The sequence below is a fragment of the Bacillota bacterium genome (genome assembly GCA_013314855.1).
In the GTDB taxonomy this organism is placed as follows: Bacteria; Bacillota; Clostridia; order Acetivibrionales; family DUMC01; genus Ch48.
This window is the reverse complement of record JABUEW010000010.1, coordinates 12,535-30,599: the sequence shown is the minus strand read 5'-3', so window position 1 is coordinate 30,599 and position 18,065 is coordinate 12,535. Positions and strand designations below refer to the sequence as shown.

Genomic DNA, 18,065 nt, shown 5'->3' with positions numbered 1-18,065 from the left:
CTCCTTAAAATAGCTTGTTTACAACCCCGTTTTTTAAAATAATTACATTTCCTTGAAAAGCACTTATATCTTCTTTATTATGAGTAACGCAAATCAGGGTTGTTTTTTGCTTTGCAATCCATTCCCTTACAAAAGCATATACATTTTTTCGGCTTTCGTCATCAAGGTTAGAAAATGGTTCGTCCATTAAAAGAAGTTTAGGACAGTGCGCCAGCATTCTAGCTATGCTTACTCTACCTGCCTCGCCTGCTGAAAGTTCACTTGGATAACGGTCTGCATATCCTTTTAGTCCAAGCCCTTCCAACAAAGTATGTACACGCAATGATTGTTCCTTTTTATCCATATCCGCTATACCAAATGCAATATTGTGATATACGGTCATGTGTGGCCAAAGAGCATGGCTTTGAAAAACAAAGCCCAAGTTTCTGAGTGAGGGGTGGACGTGAAATCCTTTTTTTACAACAAGCTTGCCATTCTGGAAAACAAAGCCTTCGTCAGGCTCCAAAAGTCCTGCAATAATCCGTAAGATGGTTGTCTTACCGGCTCCTGATGGTCCAATAATCCAGGTATTGGTTCCTTCGTAAAATTCAAGATTTATTTTCTCAAATAATATCCGGTTTTTAAATTTTTTAGTAATATTTACTAATTTAATCAAAACCACATCCCGACCTTTTTTTCGATTTTGATGATAATATAACAATTAATAATCCCGGTAACATTACTATACTTACAATAATAAGGCACAGGGCCATTACCCGTTCATTTGCGCCATAATGCAAATAGTTATATATTTTCAAAGTCAAAGTACCCATGCCTGGCGGCAATAGCATTACAGTTGCTCCAAGTTCTCCTATTGAAAGAAAAAAAACGCTCAAAAAAGTTAGAATAAATGCAGGCATAAGCATTGGAAAAGATATATTAAATAAAATTCTAATCCGATTTCCCGATAGTATACCCGCTGCTTCAATTGCAGAATAATCCAGCCGTACCAGGTATGATGAAAAAATTAATACTCCTACGGGAGAAAAACGTACTGTACAAGCTAATACAGGCATTAACATGCTGTTATATAAAAACTGCATTAATTTAATAGGATGGTTAAAAAGAGCGATTATTGCCGTACCTACTAAAGGAGCTGGAATAGCAAAAGGTAAAAGAATAATACTCCATAGTATTCCGGGGTTTTTTAATTCATTAAGTGCTTTTGCTGCAAGGGCACATAAAACTAATGAAATTAATGATGCAAGTAAAGAAATCATTAAGGTATAGGCTATATCCGAAGTACTGGAAGAAATAACCATAGGTACTTGCTTAAAAACCTCAATATTAAAAAGCATTACAATAAGCAATACAGCTGCTCCTGAAATCAAAATAAAAAATGATGTAACCTGTATCAGCCTTAAAGGTAATCCCCATTGAAATAAAGATTTTAGTACATATTGTTCTCTTTTCATTAGGAACAACTTGCGCACATTTTTCATAGAGAAAAAAAATACAAAAACAGATGGTACAAGTAAAGGCAGAGATGTAAAAAGTGCTCTGAATACGTTGTATGAAGAGCTGTATTCCACAAATGGTTCCACCGCATAAACATTTATTGAAAAAAGAGAAGGTATTGTATAATCACAAAAGCTAAGTAAGAAAATTAGTCCCGTCGTGGAGATAATTTGGGGTGCCGCTGTTGGGAGAACAATACGCCACCATACCTTTGGATCTTTTGCCAAGACCTGTCCAGATGCAACCATATTTTCTTCAATCGGTAAAAGTCCTGAAAGTATTAAGGCGGTAGCAGCAGGTAAAAGAGCCATAGTCTGTACTGCTATTGTTATGAACCAACCCCGGCTCAACCCTGAAAAGAATAGCGGGAAGGAAATAGCTAACCTTCCAAATAATTTGGACCAAGCCATAGCATGTATATAAGGCGGCAATATGGCAAAAGCCACGGTTAGCCAGCGTAAACGACACAAAAATGGTGAGTTTAATCTCCATAAAAATGAAGCTGCCCAAATTCCTAAAAAAGTATCCAGGGCAGCTACACTAAAAGAAAAGAACACACTGTTTAAATAAATTCCTATACGCCTGCCGGAAGGAAAAACAAAATTAATTAAATCCACCTTATTTTTTATGGCATATATTATTCCGCCCGTAAAAAGGTATATGAAAGGCAATAAAACAATAAAACAATAAGGAAGAAGTTTCAAAGTTTTTTCTGGCTTTTTCAACGAATAAACAGCTCCTTAAGTTCGTTTTTAGCTTGTTCCATATATTGGTAAATATCTTCTAATTTTACTTTTAAGGACTTTACGCTATCAGGGTTGAAATATTTATTTGATGCTCCTACAGGCCTAACTGTTGTTTGTATCCACCCTAATTCTTCCAATAAATACTTTTCACTCTCAGGCTTTAAAATAAAATCAATAAATACTTTTGCATTCTTTGGATTAGGACCGCCTTTAATAATTGCGACAGTATTTGGAACAATAAGTGTCCCCATTTCACCTTCTCCTTGATCAGGAAATACCATTTTTACGGGAGCGCCCTTTTCTATAGCTCCAATAGCGTCATCGGTATCAGTAAGCCCAAAAGCCAATACTCCTTCTACAACTAAGTCACGTACTACTGAATTCCCGTCAACAATCCTTATTTTTCTCTTTGCAATCTGTTTAAAAAACTTGTTTGCATCAGTTGGTCCAAAAGCGGCATATATTGCTGCAGCGTGTGTTGCCGTGGTTCCAAACAACGGGTAAGCCATTCCTATTCTGTTCGGGTCATATTTTTCGTCAAGCAGGCTGTAAATTGAACGCGGCATATCTTCTTCGCTCAAAACGTTTGTATTTACAAGAAGCACCCTTGCTCTCCCTCCAAAAGCCGTCCAATAGCTTTCTTCATCCTTAAAATATTCCGGTATTGCTGCCGCTTCTTCAGACTTATATGGGGCTAGCACCCCCTCAGATTTTAATACTAATGTTTGGGCAAATTCCCCATTCCAAAAAACATCCGCCCTAGGATTCTTACTTTCTTCAATTAGTCGATTAACAAGTCCCGTGGTTTTTGACGCTTCTGTATCAAAAGCAGGAATTACTTTGATGCCTGTTTCTTTTTCAAAATATTTAAAGAACTGCTCAGCATAATTTTGATCAACAGAAGTATAGACTACAACCTTGTTTTCGCTCCTGCATGAAGTAAACAAAATAAAAACCAATAAAATGGCAATAATAATTGAGAAAATACGTGTTTGTTTATACGAAACGTCAGGCACTCTCATTGCCGGTTACTCCCCTTCCTCCATTTATCTTTTTTATCTTTCTTATTTTTTAATAATTATATTTTATATCAATATTATTCAAAATAACAAGATTTTTTCGTAAATATCGGGCGCTGAAGCTTCATAATTTTATTCTTTTTTTATTTGCTTATATTTGCAAAATGCAAGTAGTTATCATTCATTATTAATTCAACACCTTCACCATTTCTTAAAACTTCAACAAAATCTTCCAAAGTAACAATATTATTCTTTAGTATAATTCCGCCCTTTGCCAAGTCCTGGATCTGGTGAAAATCTGAACCGGATACCATTTTAAGACCATTTTCATATGCAAATAAATATGCAATAGGGTTTCTCGAATCATGCCTTGGGTTTCCATTATACACTTCAATACCATCCAATAGCCCTGGATCTTGAACAGTAATCCCCGTCCTGAAAGGGTGTGCCTGGTATATCAACATTCCCTTACCTTCAATCAGCCCTCGGAACTCCCTGAGATTGAGGTTGTAAAGTTCAGGGTTTTCTTTTAGAAACTCTTCATTTATACCATAAACTAAAAAATCGTTGGGACTGTCAGTAAATGTTATTTCCATACCCAGTATTACATTCAATCCTATCCTTCTGCCTTCGTTAAATGCCTTTCTGTATCCTTCTAGATATTGATCCATTTTATCTTTCCAATTGTAAGAATTTATGCTCTCGAAAAATCCTTTAAAATAATGGTCGGTTATTACAATTCCTGCATATCCGGCTTTTTTATAAAGTTTAACCACTTCCAGGGCATTCACTTTTGCGCAAGGACTAACTTCAGAAGTATGCACGTGCACATCATATTTATACATAGTTTTATATAGAGCCATCGTTTATGTCCCTCATACATCCTTTACATAATTTCTTAATATACCAATGCCTTCAATTACCACTTCTACCACATCACCTGGTTTCATAGGCCCTACACCCTTTGTAGTGCCTGTTGTAACTATATCCCCGGGGTAAAGAGGCATTACTCCTGAAATAAAGCTTACCAGCTCCTCTACCTTCCATATCATATTAGATGTATTTGAATGTTGCTTAATTTCTCCATTTAATAAAAGCTTTATATCAAGGTTGTTATAATCAATATCTGTAACTATATACGGACCTATAGGACAAAATGTTTCAAAGTTTTTACTTCTAGTCCATTGACCATCCTGTGCTTGTATATTTCTCTCAGTAACATCATTTAAACAAGTTGCGCCTAATATATAATTGACTGCTTCCTCCTTTCCAACTCGCCTGCAGTACTTTTTTATTACCACAGCAAGTTCTGCTTCATAATCCACGCGAGTTGCTCCTCTCGGAATAATTATACTGTCTTCCGGCCCAATGATTGTATGAGGAAGTTTAATAAATATTGTTGGTTCCTTCGGCAGCTCACGTTCACCGAATTCCTTTATATGATCTATGTAATTTAAACCTACAGCTACAACTTTCAAAGGCATACACGGTGGAAGCAGCTTTACATCTTTAATTTCATAGAATGTATCAGTTAGTTCAAATTCCCCGTAACAACTTCCTAAAATTTCTCTAATTCTATTATCTTCCAAAATACCTGTCCTGTTTTTACCATTATAATCAAAACTTAATATAACCATTAATACACCATCCTTATAAAAACCTTGTAAAAATTTCCCATATTATTGGGTGACTAAACCCGCCCAAAATTTACATTATTATTGATGATGACTCACTAGAAAAGTATAGCACTACATGTTGTTTTACACAAGATATTGAACTGAGTTTTCCGATGTATTTAATATAAGCGTAGAAAGCATATTTCCAGGAAATAGCTATCTTTTATTTTTTTTGGTATTATTTTCTTATATTAAAGTGCATTATGTTAATAATTTCAGGAGGTAGCTACAAATTATGAGAACTAAAAGGCTGATTAAGTTTAAAAAACTCAGGCAAAGAAGAATACGGAAATTACTACTGTTTGGGTTAGTTATTCCATTCACTTCCGTGTTTTTAGGCTATGTATTAACATTACTTATTATTTTGCCGATTATGTCAAAATAATCTATTGTTGAATTTGCATAAAAATATACCCCAAGTTTTCAAAAAAGTCGTTAAATAATAGCATTACTTTTTCTTAATAAAGTTAATATAATATAATTAACAATAACAAAGATTAAAAATACATGAAGTTTCCTCCTTTTTTATATATATAAGGGCCAGTAAAATTTACTGACCCTTAGGTGATTTCATTCATCTTTTTTTACTCGACAGTTATAAAATCTTTTATTTTTTCAAATTTACTCTCTTTTATTCCCGGTACATTCATAATATCATCAATTTTTTTAAATTTTCCGTATTGCTGTCTGTATTTTATAATACTTTCCGCTGTCACCTTTCCTATACCAGGCAAAGTGTCAAGTTCAGCAATAGAGGCGGTATTAATATTTATTTTTTCCCCTAAGGCCGCTAATGAGTTTTCTTTACCTTGAATTCCGCCAGTGTAAATAAGCAGCGAATCTCCCTCATCCCTTATTATCTGTATGCCTCCCCCTGCATCTGTGCTTTTTTCTCCCCCTGGATTGCTTTGGTCCTTTTCGCTTGCAAAGGCCCTATCTTTGGGTAAGATGTTTAACATTACATTCTCTTCCAGCTTGTATACCATATTAATGTTTTCTATATCTGCTTCTTTTGTAGCACCTCCTCCAGCCTCAATAGCTTCATATATCATTTGTCCTTTCTTTAAAGTAACTATACCTGGATTATTAACACAGCCTATTATATACACCTTGATTTCTTCAGTTTCAACACTTTCTTTTTCATTATCCATATCTTTATGTATACTTGTATCGGCATTCTGCAAATCCCTAGCATCAATAACAACGTCATCTTCGCTTTTAGAAATCAAGTAACCCGCCAATGCTGTTAACATAAACATAAAAACAACTATTACTGCTATTATTTCCTTTTTTATATATATTGTTATATTAAATAACTTTATTGGCATATTTAGCCTCCTTTCTTTTATATATAATTCTACACAAAACAAAAATTTCCTTCTTTTTATTAATTTTTTTGCAAATCTATTGTACAGTCTTCATTATTAAAATTATTAAATTAATGTTGTATTACTAACGTATTCTATGATATAAATATAAATATAATATCGATCATGTTGAAAATGGACAGAAATATATAATACTCTGAAGCTTAAACCTAAAGCATAACTAATCAAATAAATTTATATCTTTCGGGGGGATTGTAAGTTATGAATACTATGCCCATCTACAAAGTCAGACCTATAAGAGATTTGAAAGACATGGTAAAACAAAGTGTGGAACTTTTCGCCAATAAAAATGCATTTTGGATTAAAGCCGATAAAGAAGAAAATTACAAAGGAATAACTTATTCTGAATTTAAAGAAGATATTGACGCTCTTGGTACAGCTTTGATTAACATGGGTCTTAAAGACAAGTTTATAGCAGTAATAGGTGAAAACCGTTATGAATGGTGTGTTACCTACCTTGCCGTAGTAAACGGTACAGGAGTCATTGTGCCGTTAGATAAGGAATTACCTACGGCAGAAATTGAAAACTTACTGATACGTTCTAATGCGTCTGCTGTATTCTTTTCCGGAAAGTTTATCGACCAGATGAAAATGCTATCCTCCAAGCTTACGACAGTCAAATATTTTATAAACATGGACGCAGTTGACGATGTTGCTAAAGATGCTTTCGAAGGAGCTACTAAAGATGAAGCTGTTTTTTTATCCTTCCGTGGACTTATAGCCAAAGGGAAAGATCTTATTCTATCCGGTGACAGATCCTTCATTGATGCTCCTGTCGATGCAGAGAAAATGAGTATACTTTTATTTACTTCCGGTACTACAGACCTGGCAAAAGGGGTAATGCTGTCACATAAAAACATCTGTTCCAATTTAACTGCCGTATGTTCCGTCCTCTATATCGACAGCAACGATTCCGTATTATCCATACTGCCTCTCCATCACACATATGAATGCACTTGCGGTTTTTTAGTAATGATATATAATGGTTGCACCATATCTTTTAATGAAGGATTAAAACATATTGCCAAAAACCTTAAAGAAACAAAGCCGTCTATAATTATTCTTGTGCCGTTAATACTTGAGGGTATGTATAAAAAAATATGGGAACAGGCATCAAAGAAAAGGGGCCTGAAAACAAAACTGAAAATTGCCATATTCATTAGCAATATGCTGCTAAATGTATTTAAAATCGATATTCGCAGGAAGCTTTTTAAACATATTCATGAAAATATCGGCGGAAGAGTAAGGCTAATTATATCGGGGGCAGCTGCAATCAACCCCGAAGTTTCAAAAGGTTTCAGGTCTTTAGGAATTAAGGTGCGTCAGGGTTACGGCCTTACAGAATGTTCCCCTATTGTTACGGTAAACCATGATAAAGAATTCAGAGATGACTCTATCGGCAAACCTTTGCCTGGGGTTGAGGTTAAGATTGAAAATGCCGATGAAAATGGCATTGGCGAAATAGTTGTCAAAGGCAATAATGTTATGCTTGGTTATTTCGGTGACCCTAATGCCACACAAAAAGTAATGAAGGACGGCTGGTTATACACAGGTGACTTAGGCAAAATGGATAGTAATGGATTCTTCTATATAACAGGGCGCAAGAAAAATGTCATTGTTACTAAAAACGGGAAAAATATTTACCCTGAAGAAGTAGAAGCCTGTCTCAATAAAAGCCCTTATATACTTGAATCACTTGTATGGGGTAAAGATGAAGAAGGTTCGGACGAAACTCTCGTTTATGCGAAAATAGTACCCGATTTTGAAGCTATTAAAAACAAGCTGGGTACAGACAATTTTTCGGAAGATGATATTTATAAAATAATTGAAGATGAAGTTAAGGCAGCAAACAGAAGCATGCCCTTATACAAAAGGGTAAGGGATTTTTCAATAAAAGAAGAGGAATTTGTAAAAACCACAACAAGAAAAATTAAACGATATGTAGAAAGGATGTAATCAGGTAAAAAATAATTATTTGAAGTAAATGCCGCATATCATAATTGCTTGATCCAAAGATGAACCTTCTGTACTTTTAGATTCAATAGCAAGTGCAGTAGCAAAGATAGGGTCATGTACACCTTCGGATATTCTTTCATGGTATTGACCCTGTAAAGATACCTTTTTTGCAGGTGCAATATCCACTGAAGACCACCCTGCTAAAAGCATATTTCAGTTTAAAATTTAAATAATCTTCAACAAGGACATACTTACTTGTTTTTTCATAAACGCACTTTTCATTTTTCCTTAACCATAATATTTTTGTTGCAGGCCAGGTAAGCAGTTACTTCAGGTTGGCCTGTTATTCTATATACCTCTTCTGTACCAAATACGCTCTTTATTTCTTCCGCCTCGCAAGTGGATCTGTTATCAAGCCATACTATAGCTTTTCGTAGGGGATTTCAAAGGTCTTTTATCTTGTTTCAAAAAAATACTGGTTCCAGTGATTGATTATACTAAAAGCTCTGAAAGCACCCTACTTACAATTTCTGCATTTTCCTTTAATTGGTCTTTATATTTTTGAAATATACCTACTACTGCAACATCATAAGGTTTTATATTTTCATAAGTTTCTCTAAACGCACCCTCCAGTGTTTCGGGTGTTACTGCCAGGTGACCGCCTGAAAGAATTTTGAAGGCAATACATGGTTTTTCAACCTTTTTAATTACATTAAACATTTCCTGGCGATCCTCTTTATAAAAGGTATGGTTTAGAGTTTTTCCGGTTATGAAAGAACTTTGATATCTATTATATTTACGTAAATTATGGACACAGGCCATGTAGAAATCAGCCCCCCAGTTTTCTTCTTCTGCTCTTATTATTGTTTCCGGCACATGAGTACTTATTCCGGTAGGCTTACCTGTTTCTTTAATCATTTTAATATTATCTTTCAATTCTTCAATTTTACCGGCTTCAACCAAATTATCCGTCATTGTCCCCTGATGGAAAATGGCAATGGGATTTTGCTTCATGATCCCCATTAGATTTGCTTTCAGCATAACGGGCGGATGAGTCTGGGCAATCCAGTTCATTTTTCCACCACTATTGCGATATTGACGTAAAACTCGCAAAGTAAAATCGTCAGATAATAAAAGACTGGTTTTATAACCTAATTCTTCAGCATGGAAAAAAGTTTCAACAATCCGATCGGCTGTATAATAATCAAGAACCTCATCACTGGAAATCCACGGGACATACATATGTCCGGAAAATGGGTTTCCACCCACTATAAGCCTACTAATTTCATGACCAAAAAAGTTAACTGTTGGCAGCATAACATAGCATCTCCTTTATCAAACTGTTTCGTTTTTCATATACATACATATAATTCCTAACTCCTATCTCCTTCTTAAAAAATATTAACTTAGGCAAGCTTTTCCAAACCTTCTCGTATGCAGAAAAAATAATCAGTACGGTTTAACGGCTTTTATATCTTTCATTGGGAAATGCTTTAAATTTTAGAGATAAGATAATAGATAGCAGTAATTAGTTATACTACCGATGTAACTACGTATATCTTAGGCAAACATTTATCCGAAGCTGCAACATATTCAAATCCGTTATGGTTTGCAGCCCCACCAAAATTACCTTTGTTGTCCGCACATACAACAGCAATATTGCCTACACTCCCGCTTTTTTCAAATATTCTTTTATGTGTTCTCTTTACTGCCAGTTCTGCGGCTTCCTGGGGATTACATCCTTCCCTCATTAACTCTACAGCATAAAAGCAGGTACAGCATTTCATTATATCTTCTCCAAGACCTGTTGCAGCTGCTCCACCTATATAATTATCAACATAAAAGCCGGATCCTACCAAAGGGCTGTCCCCTACCCTTCCTCTATACTTCATACCTGTTCCGCTGGTTGAAGTGCCACTTGCCATCTTTCCGAAAGTATCGAGAGCAACGATCCCTACAGTATCGTGACCTGCAACCTCCTTATTTCCTGCTTTTAATTCACTCTTCTTTTTTAGCCAGATTTCAATACTTTTATTATTGAGAAGAATTGTCTTTTCAAATCCCTTCCTGGCTGCGAAATCTTCCGCTCCCTGTCCTACAAGGATATTGCAGGGAGTATCCGTAAGAACTTTTCGGGCTATGCTGATTGGATTTTTATATCCCTTAACGCCCATGACAGCACCTATTGAAAGGTCTTCGCCGTCCATAATTGCAGCATCAAGCTCAATTTCACCTTCAATATTAGGTATTCCACCATATCCTACTGACTCCACAGAAGGATCATCTTCAACATATCTTGCAACTTTCTCTACTGCATCAAGAGAGTTCCCCCCTTCCTCAATCAATTTTGCAGCAGCAGTAACTCCCGTTATTGAAAATTTCCATGTAGCAATAATGGACCACGTCATTATTAAAAACCTCCTTTTACAACTAACTGTCTATGCTTAAACATTACAATTACTTTTAATGACCCAAGACTCGTCATACGTAGAAAGGATGTGAAACAGGCAACTCCTCTTCACATCCTCTGTTTTGGTAAGCACTCAACTTCTATTTCACAACAATATTAACCAGTTTGCCGGGAACTACAATGACCTTGGCGACATCCTTGCCGTCAAGCAAATCTTTCACTTTCTGGGTTTTCATAGCCTCTTCCCTGGTTTCTTCATAGCTTAACCCTGCAGGAATCATTATTCTATCCCTAACCCTACCGTTTATTTGTATAACTATTTCAACCTCATCTTTTACAAGGGCATCGGCATCATAAGAAGGCCATTTTTGGCTGTGCACGCTGTCATCTTTCCCTATGGATGTCCAAAGCTCCTCTGTAATATGAGGAATAAAAGGCGCTAACAGAATAATTAAGTTTTCTATTGCTTCTTTCAAAATATAATGATTTTTCAAACTATCGTCCACTTTATCTTTATAGGCATACAGAGCATTCACGAGCTCCATGACGGCGCTTATAGCCGTATTAAAGTTAAACCTTTCCCGAATATCTTCAGTTACTTTTTTAATAGCGTAATTTATAGCATATCTTAACTCCCTGTCTTCTTTAGTTAATTTAAATTTAGGGTCTTCTCTAGTTAATTTACATAATTCGGCTTTAGTTATTCCTTCTTTTACATCCCCCTTGCCAAATACATACCTACATTCATTCACTATTCTCCATACCCTGTTTATAAACCGGTAACAACCTTCGACTCCCTGTTCGCTCCATTCCAGATCCTTTTCAGGTGGAGAGGCAAAGAGGATGAATAACCGGGCCGTGTCTGCACCATACTTTTCAATAATTTCTTCGGGGCTCACAACATTGCCTAAAGATTTAGACATTTTAGCTCCATCCTTCAACACCATACCCTGTGTCAAAAGATTGATAAAAGGTTCGTCATATGACACATAGCCCATATCATACAGTGCCTTCATAAAGAATCTTGAATAGAGAAGATGGAGGATTGCATGCTCAACCCCACCTATATACTGGTCAACGGGCATCCAATAATCAACACTTTCTTTCTTAAAAGGCATTTCAGTATTGCAAGGGTCACAGTACCTTAAGAAATACCAGGAGGAGCATACAAATGTATCCATTGTATCCGTTTCCCTTCTGCCTTTTTTACCGCACTTAGGACAGTTTGCATCCAAGAAAGCTTTATCTTTTAAAAGAGGAGACTCTCCTTTCTTTGTAAAAGTAACATCTATAGGGAGGATTACAGGTAAATCTTCTTCAGGCACAGGTACTATTCCGCAGTCTTCACAATAAATAATTGGAATTGGTGCCCCCCAATACCTCTGCCTGGAAATAAGCCAATCTCTTATTTTATAATTGACTTTTCTCTCACCATATCCCTTTTCTTCAATATATTCAATTATTTTTAAAATAGCTTCGTCACTTCTTATACCGTTGAACATACCAGAGTTTACCAGATAGCCTACATCAACAAAGGCTTCTTTCATTGTATCCGGGTCCAGTTCTTTTCCTTCTGGTTGAATTACAACTTTTATTGGTAGTCCGTATTTTTTGGCAAATTTGAAATCTCGTTCATCATGAGCAGGCACTGCCATAACAACACCTGTACCATACTCTGCAAGTACGTAATTGCCAAGGTATAAAGGAACTCTATCTCCATTCAAAGGATTAATTACATACCTCCCTGTAAAAACCCCTTCTTTTTCAGTTTCTTCGGAAGTCCTTGTGATTTCATTCATGAGTTGTGTATGCTCAATAAATTCCAGGCATTCCCTCTCCTGGGGCATACTTTTTATTATATCCTTTACCATTTCGTGCTCGGGTGCCATAACCATATAAGTAACACCATAGATGGTATCAGGCCTAGTGGTGTAAATTCTCACCGCTTTGTCCATACCTTCTATCATAAATTCCACTTCTACGCCTTCACTCTTTCCTATCCAGTTTTGCTGCATGACCTTTACCTTTTCAGGCCATCCTTCCAACCTTTCAATATCATCCAGCAACCTTTGGGCATATTTGGTTATCCTGAAAAACCATTGTTCCAAGTCTTTTTTCCCAACTTCAGTATGGCACCGTTCACATTTGCCATTTACCACCTGTTCATTGGCAAGTACAGTGGCACAGGAAGAGCACCAATTAACATTGGCCTTTTTCTTGTATGCAAGGCCATTTTTATACATTTGCAGAAACATCCATTGTGTCCATTTATAATAATCGGGTTGACAGGTAGTAACCTCCCTGTCCCAGTCATAACTTATTCCCAACTCTTTAAGTTGTTTTCGCATGTTGTCAATATTTGAGCGTGTCCAGCTATCAGGAGGCACATTATTTTTTATAGCCGCATTTTCGGCAGGAAGTCCAAAGGCATCCCATCCCATAGGGTGAAGAACATTATATCCTTCCATTCTTTTAAACCTGGCAACTACATCACCTATTGAATAATTCCTCACATGTCCCATATGAAGCTTGCCTGAAGGATAAGGAAACATTTCAAGTACATAATATTTCGGTTTTTGAGACTTTTCCGTCTTAAAAACCTTTTCATCCAACCACTTTTTTTGCCACTTTTTTTCAATTTCTTTAAAATTGTAATTCATTGGTTCATACCTCCAACTACAGTTTATATCTATATTGGTATCTCTATATTGGCAGAATGTGTTGCCTATTTTCTTATCATTATTCCATCAGCCCACAATCTCTCAAGGTTATAAAATCTTCTTTCTTCTTCATGAAAAATATGGACTATCACGTTTCCATAATCCATCAATATCCATCGTGCGCTCTCATACCCTTCCATATGATGCAGAAGAATACCCAACTCCCTTAATTTTAAATCTAGCTCATCAGCAAGGGTTTTTATATGAATAGTAGAAGTTCCCGAGCATATTATAAAGTAATCTGCAAGAATAGTAACGTTAGTAATATCTATGATATCAATGTCCCTTGCTTTTTTTTCTTTTAATATTTCGGCCATTTTTTCAACCAGAACAGCACTTTCCAATAATTCTCAACCTCCAGACAAAAATCAATATTAATAATTTTTTCTATATCCTATATTTTAATCCTTATTATACATTAAATAAACAATTTTGTTAAATAAAATTTTCTTTTTAGTCCGGACTTCTATGCCATCTTACAGAATGCATTATGATATAATTTCTAGCACTGACTGTATCAGGATGCAGCAGTGTTCCCTTTTCAAGCACATATCTTATAGTACTGTCAAAAGCAAACACCATAGCTCTATCAATATCTTTTAGCGCCCACTCCCTAATATTATTAACACCTGGAAATTTTCTCCCCGGTTCTATATAATCGGAAATGAATATTATCTTTTCCAACATGCTCATATTTTCTTTGCCGGTAGTATGGACCCTTATTGCCTCCAATATTGCCTCGTCTTTAATACCATAGTCAGCTTCGGCAATATATGCACCAACCGGCCCATGTAAAAGCTCCGGCTGTCTTTTTTTTATTTCATCAATTTCAATACCAAACTCTCTACAGAGCTCATACATATTCTCCTTTTGAAAATCCCGTGCGCAATCATGCAAAATGCCGGCCACCTCCGCCTTTCTTTTATCCACGCTGTAATAGCCGGCAAGGTCTGATGCAGTATTCATCACATTTATTGAATGTATATACCTCTCAGGTTTAATATTTTTCTTTAGTTTCTCTTTTATTTCTTCTAATGTCACAATTTTTCACCTGTTTTTGCCTGTATTTTTTACCTGTATAGTCTTTTTTCCCTAATATATTCTTCTACTTTTTCCGGGACAAGGTATTTTATTGATCTATTCCCTCTAACCCTTTCACGTATTATTGTAGATGATATTCCGATTAACAGAGTATCCATTATATGTATTTTGGCCATATAGTTATTTTTTAAGAGTTCTATTTCCTTAATTAAAGCCTCTTTATTGTAACCCGGCCTCAGTGCCGCAACAAATTCGCACATTTCAAATATTTGTTCAAACTGTTTCCAGGTGGTCAGTTCAGGTATTACATCCGCACCGGTTATAAAGTAAAGTACGGTATCCTCCCCATACATTCCTCTCAATTTATTAAGAGTGTCTACCGTATATGAATAACCTTCTCTTTCTATTTCAATTGCAGACACTTCAAAAAAAGGGTTACTTCCTATTGCCCTATGTACCATTTCATACCTGTATTCAGCAGGTGTTACGCCACAACCAACTTTATGGGGAGGATTACCGGAAGGTATAAATATTATTTTCTCCAATTCAAGGGTTTCTCTTGCCTCTTCGGCTATTACCAGGTGGCCGTAGTGTATTGGGTCGAATGTCCCTCCCGAAATACCGATTTTTTTATACTGCTTATTCATAATAAACACTTCTCTTCTATTGACACTAATTACTAATTACTTTATTCCAATATCTTTCCTATAGTGCATACCGTTAAAATGAATTTTTGATATTCCCCTATATGCCCTATTTACAGCCATTTCAAGGTTATGATCCAGGGCGGTAACCCCAAGAACGCGTCCTCCGGTTGTATAATATCTTCCATTTTCATATTTTGTCCCTGCATGAAAAATTATGACACCTTCTTCTTTTTCTGCTTCCTCTATACCATTTATCTCATAGCCTGTGCGGTATGTTCCAGGGTAACCATCGGACGCGGCAATTATGCATGCCGTAGCCCTGTAATCCCATTCTATGTCAATTGTATCCAGTTTCTCATCTATTATTGCATTAAATATTTCTACGATATCGTTTTTAAGCCTAGGCAATATAACCTGGGCTTCGGGATCCCCAAACCTTGCATTGTATTCCAGTACCTTTGGGCCATAATCAGTAAGCATAAGGCCAAAGTACAACACTCCTTTGAATACATGCCCTTCCTTATTCATTGCTTCAATGGTTGGCATAAATATTGTATTCATACAAATTTTTGCCATTTCATCGTCATAATATTTACTTGGCGAAAATGCACCCATTCCTCCTGTATTTGGACCTAAATCATAATCATATGCCTTTTTGTGGTCCTGTGAACTAACCATTGGGACTAGTGTTTTTCCATCGGTAAAAGCCAATACGGTTACTTCTTTCCCTGCCAGGAACTCCTCAATTATTATTCTGTTTCCAGCCTCGCCGAAAATTTTTTCCTCCATAATTTCATGTATAGCTTTAACAGCCAGGTCATAAGTATCGGCGATTATAACTCCCTTCCCTGCTGCAAGGCCATCTGCTTTTATTACAAGGGGATATTTGCGATGTCCCAAATGTTTCAATGCATCATTAGGATTATCATACACCTCATACTCTGCAGTTGGAATACCATACTTTTTCATAAGATTCTTTGCAAAAGATTTACTGGACTCAATAATTGCTGCGTCCTTCACAGGTCCAAAAGCTCTTATTCCCGCAGCCTGCAGAGCATCTACCATACCTGCACCCAAAGGGTCATCCGGTGAAACTACAACCAAATCGATCTTATTCTCCACTGAAAAATCAACTATTCCTTTAATATCCATGGCTTTTATAGGAAGACACTTAGCAATTCTTGATATTCCACCGTTACCTGGCGCACAGTATATTCCCTTTACCGAAGGATTTTGAGCTATCTTCCATACTAGAGCATGTTCCCTGCCTCCACCGCCAACAACAAGTACTCTCATTTTCTACCTCCCACCTCATTTCACGTCAGCTTCGCGTCAGCTTTCATTTCTTATTTGACACTACCATCAGTGCTTGAAATGTCTCATCCCTGTAAATATCATTGCTATACCCTTTTCATTGCAGTTGTCAATAGATTCCTGGTCTCTTAAAGAGCCTCCCGGTTGTATAACAGCCGTTATGCCAGCCAAAGCTGCCATTTCTACCCAATCCGAAAAGGGGAAAAATGCGTCTGATGCCAGTACTGCACCTTTTGCCTTTTCTTTTGCATAATCAAGGGCAATTTTAACAGAAGTAACTCTGTTAGCCTGGCCTGGGCCAATACCTACTGTCTGTTTATTTTTTGCTACCACTATGGCATTGGATTTTGTATGCTTAACAACTTTCAAAGCAAAAATTAAATCTTCCATTTGTTTTTCATCAGGTTTTTTATTTGTAACATATTTAATCTCGTCCATATTAATTAATTCATTATTATATTCCTGCACCAAAAGCCCTCCGGATACCTTTTTCATATCATAAGCACTCTTTGAAAGTTTTTGTGAAATACTATCCAATTCCAATATTCTTATGTTTTTCTTTTGAGTTAAAATGCCAAAGGCTTCCTTACTGTATGACGGTGCTATAACAATCTCTACAAATATTTTGTTAATTTCTTCGGCTGTTTTAGCATCAATTTCTCTGTTTGCGGCAACAATACCGCCAAATATGGAAACAGGATCGGCCTCATATGCTTTAAGGTAAGCTTCATAGATATTTTCCGCACTGCCTACTCCACAAGGGTTTGCGTGCTTTACCACAACAACTGTTGGCTCATCAAATTCTTTAAGCAAATCCAGGGCCCCGTTTGTATCGTTTATATTGTTAAAAGAAAGCTCTTTCCCATGAAGTTGACGGGCGTTGACAAGACAGCCTTCATTTACTCCAACCTCTTTATAAAAGACTGCTTGTTGATGGGGATTTTCCCCGTATCTCATATCCTGGACTTTTTCAAAGGTTAGTGTAAGAGTATCAGGGAAAACATTTATTTTCCCACAGATACTATCTTCAAAGACTTTCTTCCTTAAGTAACCGGCTATCAATGCGTCATAATGGCTTGTATGTTCAAAAACCTTGCAAGCAAGTCTAAACTTGGTCTTAAAGCTGACATCACCTGACTGCTTTATCTCATCTAAAACCAACTGGTAGTCTGCCGGATCAACAACAACTACAACATCCTGGTAATTTTTTGCAGCAGCCCTGAGCATCGTAGGTCCGCCAATGTCAATGTTTTCGATTGCTTCTTCAAGAGTCGTGTTTTCTTTGAGGATCGTCTCTTTAAACGGATAGAGGTTTATTACTACCATATCGATGGGATCTATTCCAAGCTCCTTAATCTGTCTCATATGTTCCGGGTTATCCCTTATAGCAAGAAGCCCCCCGTGTATTTTAGGGTGTAAAGTCTTTACTCTTCCATCAAGGCATTCCGGGAAACCTGTAATGTCGGAAACATTAATCACTTTTATCCCTGCATCACTTAATGCCTTGGCTGTCCCCCCTGTCGAGATTATTTCTATACCTGACTGCTCCAACGCTCTTGCAAACTCTACTATACCGTTCTTATTTGATACACTTATCAGTGCACGTTTAATCATCATATTTCACTCCTTTTCCTCCAGCTTTTTGCCTATT

The 18,065-nt window shown here is 36.5% G+C and carries 17 protein-coding genes; 2 read left to right on the top strand and 15 right to left on the bottom strand.

The features are described 5' to 3' along the window. Positions 1–4 precede the first annotated feature (4 nt). Both HPY74_02860 and HPY74_02855 read right to left on the bottom strand, forming a co-directional pair. Positions 5–655, bottom strand: coding sequence for an ATP-binding cassette domain-containing protein (locus tag HPY74_02860; protein ID NSW89618.1), 651 nt, complete (start codon positions 653–655; stop codon positions 5–7). After that, the gene (locus tag HPY74_02855; protein NSW89617.1) at positions 648–1,808 is read right to left on the bottom strand and encodes an iron ABC transporter permease; all 1,161 of its coding nucleotides are present in this window, start codon (positions 1,806–1,808) and stop codon (positions 648–650) included. Before HPY74_02855 ends, HPY74_02860 begins: the two co-directional genes overlap by 8 nt. 121 nt (positions 1,809–1,929) lie before the next feature. On the opposite strand from HPY74_02855, the gene HPY74_02850 reads away from it, so the two are divergent. Continuing rightward, complete coding sequence (locus HPY74_02850; protein ID NSW89616.1) at positions 1,930–2,067, top strand: hypothetical protein; 138 nt, start codon at positions 1,930–1,932, stop codon at positions 2,065–2,067. A gap of 151 nt (positions 2,068–2,218) precedes the next feature. Here HPY74_02850 and HPY74_02845 read toward each other — a convergent pair whose 3' ends face one another. From HPY74_02845 to HPY74_02830, 4 genes are all read right to left on the bottom strand, one after another. Beyond that, a complete protein-coding gene (locus HPY74_02845) occupies positions 2,219–3,265 on the bottom strand; it encodes an extracellular solute-binding protein (GenBank protein NSW89615.1) in 1,047 nt (348 codons plus the stop codon). 140 nt (positions 3,266–3,405) lie between these two features. Further along, entirely contained in the window at positions 3,406–4,125 is a 720-nt protein-coding gene (locus HPY74_02840; GenBank protein NSW89614.1) for a PHP domain-containing protein, read from the bottom strand. Positions 4,126–4,137: 12 nt separating this feature from the next. Beyond that, the gene (locus HPY74_02835) at positions 4,138–4,899 is read right to left on the bottom strand and encodes a fumarylacetoacetate hydrolase family protein (protein NSW89613.1); all 762 of its coding nucleotides are present in this window, start codon (positions 4,897–4,899) and stop codon (positions 4,138–4,140) included. Between the two features lie 623 nt (positions 4,900–5,522). Further along, entirely contained in the window at positions 5,523–5,990 is a 468-nt protein-coding gene (locus HPY74_02830; protein NSW89612.1) for a helix-hairpin-helix domain-containing protein, read from the bottom strand. A 537-nt stretch (positions 5,991–6,527) separates the two neighbouring features. On the opposite strand from HPY74_02830, the gene HPY74_02825 reads away from it, so the two are divergent. Beyond that, the gene (locus HPY74_02825; protein ID NSW89611.1) at positions 6,528–8,282 is read left to right on the top strand and encodes an AMP-binding protein; all 1,755 of its coding nucleotides are present in this window, start codon (positions 6,528–6,530) and stop codon (positions 8,280–8,282) included. Between the two features lie 15 nt (positions 8,283–8,297). On the opposite strand, the gene HPY74_02820 is transcribed toward HPY74_02825, so the two are convergent. The 9 genes from HPY74_02820 to purH all read right to left on the bottom strand — a co-directional run bounded on the left by HPY74_02820 (position 8,298) and on the right by purH (position 18,028). Further along, on the bottom strand, positions 8,298–8,468 hold the full coding sequence (locus tag HPY74_02820; GenBank protein NSW89610.1) for a hypothetical protein: 171 nt from the start codon (positions 8,466–8,468) through the stop codon (positions 8,298–8,300). A 306-nt stretch (positions 8,469–8,774) separates the two neighbouring features. Next, positions 8,775–9,599 (bottom strand): hypothetical protein, encoded by an 825-nt coding sequence (locus HPY74_02815; GenBank protein NSW89609.1) that lies wholly within the window; start codon positions 9,597–9,599, stop codon positions 8,775–8,777. Positions 9,600–9,814: 215 nt separating this feature from the next. After that, the gene (locus HPY74_02810; protein NSW89608.1) at positions 9,815–10,690 is read right to left on the bottom strand and encodes a N(4)-(beta-N-acetylglucosaminyl)-L-asparaginase; all 876 of its coding nucleotides are present in this window, start codon (positions 10,688–10,690) and stop codon (positions 9,815–9,817) included. A gap of 142 nt (positions 10,691–10,832) precedes the next feature. Beyond that, positions 10,833–13,352, bottom strand: a complete 2,520-nt coding sequence (locus HPY74_02805) for a leucine--tRNA ligase (GenBank protein ID NSW89607.1) — start codon at positions 13,350–13,352, stop codon at positions 10,833–10,835. A 65-nt stretch (positions 13,353–13,417) separates the two neighbouring features. After that, on the bottom strand, positions 13,418–13,756 hold the full coding sequence (rsfS, locus tag HPY74_02800; protein ID NSW89606.1) for a ribosome silencing factor: 339 nt from the start codon (positions 13,754–13,756) through the stop codon (positions 13,418–13,420). Between the two features lie 109 nt (positions 13,757–13,865). Continuing rightward, positions 13,866–14,453 (bottom strand): HD domain-containing protein, encoded by a 588-nt coding sequence (locus tag HPY74_02795; GenBank protein ID NSW89605.1) that lies wholly within the window; start codon positions 14,451–14,453, stop codon positions 13,866–13,868. Between the two features lie 29 nt (positions 14,454–14,482). Continuing rightward, positions 14,483–15,100 (bottom strand): nicotinate-nucleotide adenylyltransferase, encoded by a 618-nt coding sequence (locus HPY74_02790; protein ID NSW89604.1) that lies wholly within the window; start codon positions 15,098–15,100, stop codon positions 14,483–14,485. A 36-nt stretch (positions 15,101–15,136) separates the two neighbouring features. Beyond that, positions 15,137–16,396, bottom strand: coding sequence for a phosphoribosylamine--glycine ligase (purD, locus tag HPY74_02785; protein ID NSW89603.1), 1,260 nt, complete (start codon positions 16,394–16,396; stop codon positions 15,137–15,139). Between the two features lie 66 nt (positions 16,397–16,462). Then, positions 16,463–18,028 (bottom strand): bifunctional phosphoribosylaminoimidazolecarboxamide formyltransferase/IMP cyclohydrolase, encoded by a 1,566-nt coding sequence (gene purH, locus HPY74_02780; GenBank protein ID NSW89602.1) that lies wholly within the window; start codon positions 18,026–18,028, stop codon positions 16,463–16,465. Positions 18,029–18,065: the final 37 nt, after the last annotated feature.

What these genes read in the sequence shown, in the direction of transcription:
- HPY74_02855 (NSW89617.1), bottom strand. Translation starts at nt 1,808, where the DNA reads ATGGCTCTTTTACCTGCTGCTACCGCCTTAATACTTTCAGGACTTTTA.
- HPY74_02850 (NSW89616.1), top strand. Translation starts at nt 1,930, where the DNA reads ATGGCAAAAGCCACGGTTAGCCAGCGTAAACGACACAAAAATGGTGAG.
- HPY74_02845 (NSW89615.1), bottom strand. Translation starts at nt 3,265, where the DNA reads ATGAGAGTGCCTGACGTTTCGTATAAACAAACACGTATTTTCTCAATT.
- HPY74_02840 (NSW89614.1), bottom strand. Translation starts at nt 4,125, where the DNA reads ATGGCTCTATATAAAACTATGTATAAATATGATGTGCACGTGCATACT.
- HPY74_02835 (NSW89613.1), bottom strand. Translation starts at nt 4,899, where the DNA reads ATGGTTATATTAAGTTTTGATTATAATGGTAAAAACAGGACAGGTATT.
- HPY74_02830 (NSW89612.1), bottom strand. Translation starts at nt 5,990, where the DNA reads ATGATATATGAAGCTATTGAGGCTGGAGGAGGTGCTACAAAAGAAGCA.
- HPY74_02825 (NSW89611.1), top strand. Translation starts at nt 6,528, where the DNA reads ATGAATACTATGCCCATCTACAAAGTCAGACCTATAAGAGATTTGAAA.
- HPY74_02815 (NSW89609.1), bottom strand. Translation starts at nt 9,599, where the DNA reads ATGCTGCCAACAGTTAACTTTTTTGGTCATGAAATTAGTAGGCTTATA.
- HPY74_02810 (NSW89608.1), bottom strand. Translation starts at nt 10,690, where the DNA reads ATGACGTGGTCCATTATTGCTACATGGAAATTTTCAATAACGGGAGTT.
- HPY74_02805 (NSW89607.1), bottom strand. Translation starts at nt 13,352, where the DNA reads ATGAATTACAATTTTAAAGAAATTGAAAAAAAGTGGCAAAAAAAGTGG.
- HPY74_02790 (NSW89604.1), bottom strand. Translation starts at nt 15,100, where the DNA reads ATGAATAAGCAGTATAAAAAAATCGGTATTTCGGGAGGGACATTCGAC.
- purD (NSW89603.1), bottom strand. Translation starts at nt 16,396, where the DNA reads ATGAGAGTACTTGTTGTTGGCGGTGGAGGCAGGGAACATGCTCTAGTA.
- purH (NSW89602.1), bottom strand. Translation starts at nt 18,028, where the DNA reads ATGATTAAACGTGCACTGATAAGTGTATCAAATAAGAACGGTATAGTA.